The 5,772-nt window shown below is 63.7% G+C and carries 4 protein-coding genes; 3 read left to right on the forward strand and 1 reads right to left on the reverse strand.

The window, feature by feature from the left end; translation table 11 throughout:
• Positions 1–507: 507 nt before the first annotated feature.
• The 3 genes from AC0L28_RS34165 (at position 508) to AC0L28_RS34175 (ending at position 5,528) form a co-directional block, all read left to right on the forward strand.
• Positions 508–936, forward strand: coding sequence for a CBS domain-containing protein (locus tag AC0L28_RS34165; protein ID WP_023797535.1), 429 nt, complete (start codon positions 508–510; stop codon positions 934–936).
• Between the two features lie 300 nt (positions 937–1,236).
• On the forward strand, positions 1,237–2,397 hold the full coding sequence (locus tag AC0L28_RS34170; RefSeq protein ID WP_128171160.1) for an efflux RND transporter periplasmic adaptor subunit: 1,161 nt from the start codon (positions 1,237–1,239) through the stop codon (positions 2,395–2,397).
• The gene (locus AC0L28_RS34175; RefSeq protein WP_473482861.1) at positions 2,397–5,528 is read left to right on the forward strand and encodes an efflux RND transporter permease subunit; all 3,132 of its coding nucleotides are present in this window, start codon (positions 2,397–2,399) and stop codon (positions 5,526–5,528) included. Before AC0L28_RS34170 ends, AC0L28_RS34175 begins: the two co-directional genes overlap by 1 nt.
• 60 nt (positions 5,529–5,588) lie before the next feature.
• On the opposite strand, the gene AC0L28_RS34180 is transcribed toward AC0L28_RS34175, so the two are convergent.
• A partial coding sequence (locus AC0L28_RS34180) for a hypothetical protein (protein WP_473482863.1) occupies positions 5,589–5,772 on the reverse strand: 184 nt, incomplete at its 5' end.

The raw sequence follows: 5,772 nt of genomic DNA on the forward strand, positions 1-5,772 counted from the left end.
ACTTCTTCGTCGCCAGCGGCGCGCCGCCCTCGTTGGTGAGGCGTATATAGTCGGCGCCCATCCAAAGTGTCAACAACGATTTCAATCTTTTTTGCGGAGAACTGTTTCGCTTTGGCGTCTCAGTTCAGGGTGCACCAACCATGTCTTAGGTACGATTTGTTACCTATGTCTCCGGGCTGGACAACTTCCGGTAGACCGGCTGGATCGCCACGATCCGAAGGTTCTCACCATGAAAATTTGAACCGCACGGGACCAAGAACTCACCTGTCCCCATGCGGCGGAGCCGTCTCCGGTCCTGTGAGCTTAATATGGGAACAAAACAGGAAAATTCAAGGATCACGGCTGGAACCATTCGGCCCGGCTTTTAGTTCCATCAGCGAAGAACGGGACCGCCGAGCGAGCGTCGCAGCGCGACAGGCCTGAGGTCCTCAGCAAGTCTTCCAGGCCAATATCGCTCTACGACCGCAGGCGGTGGTGCTGTTCTGGGCACGAACAGGGAGATTCACCATGAAAGTCGCTGAGATAATGACCCCCAACGTCCATCTCGCCAGTCCTGACGAGTCACTGCAGAAAATCGCGAAACGAATGGCGGTTGACGATGTCGGATTCCTCCCCGTCGGAGAAAACGACCGACTCGTCGGAACGATCACCGACCGTGACATCGTCGTGCGTGCGGTCGCCGAAGGCAAAGACGGCAACGCGACGGTCCGCGACGTGATGACTGAGGATGTCAAATACTGCTTCGAGGACGAAGATATCGAGCACGTCGTCCAGAACATGGGTGATATCCAGGTCAGGCGGTTGCCTGTCCTCAATCGCGACAAGCGCCTGGTGGGCGTGGTCTCGCTCGCGGACGCGGCGCTGAAGGAAGATCCGGCAACCGCCGGAATCGCGATGTCCGGCGTCGTCGTGCCCGGCGGCGCACACGCGACGTAAAAAAATCCCCGCGGGCAAGCAGACGGGATCCGATGGACGACCTGCCGAGCGGCGTCGTCGGCATGGCCCTGAGGCGGCGATCGAAACGGCGAGCGCATTGGTGATCTCTGCCGCCCGCGCCGATCGGCCGGTGAGCCAGCCGGGGCCCTTACCAACGTTACACCGATTTAATGTGCAAGCGAGCGGGAGAATTGCCATAAAGCTTTGATATCGACGGGCCATCCCCTGTGTCGGAGGGTGCTGTCGCGTCTACTTCAGCTTGGGAAGGGGTAGACGGTATCTTTGCCAACCGGAGTGCCGATGGCCGCCTGGAAACAGATTGTTTTTGCATTTGTGATCCTCGTCGCGGCCGCGGCCGCCTGGGTTCGCTTTTTTCCAGGCGCGCCGGATGTGCTGGCGCGCTGGGGCATCGAATGGGCTGATGCCGCGACGCCTCCGACAGCGACGAGCGCCGTCGACAACGCCGGGCAAGCGGGCCGCCGCAGCGACGCCGGCCAACTGGCGACTATCGTCGCATTGCCGGCGGCCACGGCCGTCATCAATGATCGCCTGCGGGCAATCGGCACCGGCCGAGCCTACGCCTCGGTGACGGTCAATCCCTACAGTTCAGGCCGCCTGGTCGAATTTCTGGTCGAGTCCGGCGCCCATGTCGAAAAAGGACAGATCATTGCCACCCTCGATTCCGACACCGAGGTGATCGCACAGGACCGCGCAAAGGTTGCCTTGCAGGACGCGCAGGCCAAGCTCGACCGGGTCAAATCGTTGCGGGCTTCCAACGCTGCGACGGCGGTCTCTGTTGCCGATGCCGAGGTGGTGCTGGCCAATGCCAAGCTGGCGCTTCGCGATGCGGAACTGGCCTTGCAGCGCCGCTCGATCGTCGCGCCGATCGCCGGCGTCGTCGGCATCCTGCCGATATCAGCCGGCAACTATGTGACCAGCCAGTCGGCGGTCGCCACCCTTGACGACCGCTCCAGCATACTGGTCGAATTCTGGGTGCCGGAGCGCTTCGCCGCCGTCGTCAAAGTCGGCGCGCAATTGTCGGCGACGCCAATCGCCAACCCAAACAAAGCCTATACCGGCACGGTCTCCGCCATCGACAACCACATCGATGAAGCCAGTCGTACCCTTCTGGTCAAGGCAAAGATCGCCAATCCGGCCGATTCGCTGCGTGCCGGCATGTCCTTCCAGATCACCATGAAGTTCCCCGGCGACAGCTATCCTGCGGTCAGTCCGCTGGCGATACAATGGGGTTCGGACGGCGCCTATATCTGGACCATCGTGGACGGCAAGGCCAAGCGGGTTGCGGTGCGCATCATCCAGCGCAACACTGAGACCGTGCTGATCGATGCCCCGATCGTCAGCGGCGACATGGTGGTGACCGAGGGCACCCAGAGTGTCAGCGAAGGCGGCGAGGTCCGCATCGCCGGCGAACAACTGCGCGCCGCGGACGCCGACGGCTGATGACCGCAACCAACAACGCAGCCAGCGACACAGGATTCACCGCGCTGTTCATCCGCAGGCCGGTGATGGCCTTCGTTTTGAACACGCTGATCGCGGTCGCCGGCCTTGCTGCCTTTTACGGTGTCGAAATCCGCGAACTGCCGGATGTCGATCGCGCCGTCGTCACCGTCAACACGACCTTTGAAGGCGCTGCAGCCGAGACCGTCGACCGCGAATTGACCGACGTGATTGAGGGCGCGGTCGCCCGCGTCTCTGGTGTGAAGTCGATCTCGTCCACCTCGTCCTTCGGCACAAGCCGCGTCACCATCGAATTCAACGACGGCGTCGACCTCGACGTCGCCGCCTCCGATGTGCGCGATGGCGTCGGCCGCGTCGCCGACCAGATGCCGGATACGGCGGATGCGCCTCGCATCGTCAAGGCCGATGCCAATTCCGAGCCGGTGATGCGGCTGGCTGTCACCTCCGACACCATGTCGGTGCAGGACATGACGGTGCTGGTCCAGGACCAGATCGAGGACGAGCTTGCCGCCGTGCCTGGCGTAGCCGACGTCCAGGTCTATGGCGACCGCGACAAGATATTTCGCATCGATGTCGATCAGAACAAGCTCGCCGGCCTGGGCTTCACCGTCGCCGACCTGAGGACAGCGCTGGCCTCGGTCGCTTTCGATTCGCCTGCCGGCTCGATCACCACGACCAACCAGGATCTGATCGTGCGTCCGACGGCGGACGTGACCACGCCGGAGGAGTTCGAAAACATCATCATCGGCGGCACGACCCGCATCCGCGACGTCGCCACCGTCACGCTCGGCCCCGACTTCGGTCAGACCACATTGCGATCGAACGGCAAGACCGGCATCGGTCTCGGCATCATCCGCCAGGCGGAATCGAACACGCTGGATATTTCGACCGGCGTCAGGGCCGCCGTCGCCGCGCTGCAGGCGGATCTGCCTCAGGGCATGTCGATCAAGGTCACCAGCGACGATGCGGTCTTCGTCAACGGCGCGGTGCATGAGGTCGAGATCGCACTCGGCCTGTCCGTCTCCATCGTGCTGATCGTCATCTATGTGTTTCTCCTCGACTGGCGCGCGACGCTCATTCCTGGGCTTGCGATGCCGGTCGCCATGATCGGGACGATCGCCGCCATCTATCTTGCCGGCTTCTCGGTCAACATATTGACGCTGCTGGCCCTGGTGCTGGCGACGGGCCTGGTCGTCGACGACGCCATCGTTGTTCTGGAAAATATCGTGCGACGACGCAACGAAGGCATGGGGCCACGCGCCGCGGCCGTGCTTGGCGCCCAGGAAGTGTTCTTCGCCGTCATCGCCACGACGCTGACGCTGGTCGCCGTCTTCGTGCCGATCTCCTTCCTGCCCGGCCAGACCGGCGGCCTGTTTCGCGAATTCGGCTTCGTTCTCGCCATATCGGTGCTTCTGTCCGCCGTCGTGGCGCTGACCCTTTGTCCGATGCTTGCCTCGCGCATGCTGTCGGTCGCGCCGCTTCATCACGAAGGCGGCAGCGGCATCGGCGCCCGCATCGGCGGCGCGCTGAACAGGCTCTACCGGCGCTGCCTGCGCACCTGCCTCGATGCGCCGTGGATCGTGCTCCTGGTCGCGCTGCTGTTTGCAGCCACCGCCTTCACGCTGTTCGGCACGATTCGCCAGGAACTGACGCCGACCGAGGATCGTGCCGTCGTGCTCATGCGCGTCGACGCGCCGCAAGGCGTCAGCCTCGACTACACGACGCAGCAGATGCAGAAGATCGAAAAACTGATCGAGCCGCTGCGCGATTCCGGCGAAATCCGCAATACGTTCGAGAGCGCCGGCCGCAACGGCGCCTACAATGCCGGCTTCATGGTGATGACGCTGGCGCCATGGGACGAGCGCACCCGCAGCCAGCAGCAGATCATGGCCGACATCAGACGGCTCACCCGGCAGGTGCCGAGCGTGCGCGTCTTTCCGATGCAGCCCAACAGCCTCGGGATTCGCGGCGCCGGCAACGGCCTGCAGTTCGCGCTGGTCGGCAACAACCGTGCGGCGCTCGGCGACGCTGCGGTGAAGATCATCGCCGAGATGCAGAAGGACGCCCGATTCCAGTCGCCCCGGCTCTCCGTCGACCCGACGCAGCCCCAGCTTTCCGTCGCCATCGACCGCGAGCGCGCTTCCGACCTCGGCATCGACATCACCAGGCTGGCCGATTCCTTCCAGGCCATGCTCGACGGCAATGATGTCGTCGACGTCTATATCGCCGATCGCAGCTACGGCGTGAAGCTCGTCTCGACGACCAACCCGATCAACGATCCGACCGATTTGGAGAACATCTTCCTGAAGACGGCCGACGGCCGCTTCGTGCCGATGTCGACCATCGCCACTTTGACCGAGCGCGCCGTACCGCCCTCGCTGACCCGCGAGCAGCAGCAGCCGTCGGTGGCGATCACCTCCAACCTCAGCGGCGATTTCGCGCTCGGCCAGGCGCTCACCCGCGCCGAGGCAATCGCCACGCCGCTTCTGCCGCCGGGCAGCCGCATCGTCCCCTTGGCCGAGGCGGCGACGCTGGGCGAGACCAACAGCGCCATGATCACCATCTTCGGCTTCTCGCTAGTCATCATCCTTTTGGTGCTCGCCGCTCAGTTCGAGAGCTTCGTCAGCGCGGTCATCATCATGGCGACGGTGCCGCTCGGCCTCGCCTGCGCGATCTTTGCCCTTTTGCTCAGCGGCACCAGCCTCAACGCCTACAGCCAGATCGGCCTGGTGCTGCTGGTCGGCGTGATGGCCAAGAACGGCATCCTGATCGTCGAGTTCGCCAATCAGTTGCGAGACCGCGGGCTCGGCGTGCGTGAGGCGATCGAGCAGGCCTCCACCATCCGGCTGCGGCCGGTGATGATGACGATGATCTGCACCGTGCTCGGCGGCGTGCCGCTGGTGCTGGCGAGCGGCGCCGGCGCCGAGGCGCGGATCGCGCTCGGCTGGGTGATCGTCGGCGGCCTGGGTCTGGCCACCGTCTCGACGCTGTTCCTGACGCCGGTCGCCTATCTCCTGCTCGGCCGCTTCGTCACGCCGGAGGTGGAAGAGGCGTCACGGCTGAAGCGCGAACTCGAACAAGCCGCCTACACCAATGTCGAGCCGGCTGAGTAGGCAGGACAATCGCTTCAGCTTAGACCGGTGACCGCTCATTCCGAGCGTTTGCGCCACCCCTCATCCGCCTGCCGGCATCTTCTCCCCGTATAGTGACGGGGAGAAGGGGACTGCCGCAGCCTCGACGCCAATTTTGCAGCGTTGCTGATTGGCGAAACCGTTGATGACGGTGTCCAGTTGAAAGATGGGTAACACTTTGAACCGGATACATGGGTTACAGTTTTCCCCCTGTCGTGTCCGCCGC

The sequence above is a fragment of the Mesorhizobium sp. WSM4847 genome (assembly GCF_055811335.1).

Coding starts and splice junctions, on each gene's coding strand:
- AC0L28_RS34165 (WP_023797535.1), top strand. CDS start 508: ATGAAAGTCGCTGAGATAATGACCCCCAACGTCCATCTCGCCAGTCCT.
- AC0L28_RS34170 (WP_128171160.1), top strand. CDS start 1,237: ATGGCCGCCTGGAAACAGATTGTTTTTGCATTTGTGATCCTCGTCGCG.
- AC0L28_RS34175 (WP_473482861.1), top strand. CDS start 2,397: ATGACCGCAACCAACAACGCAGCCAGCGACACAGGATTCACCGCGCTG.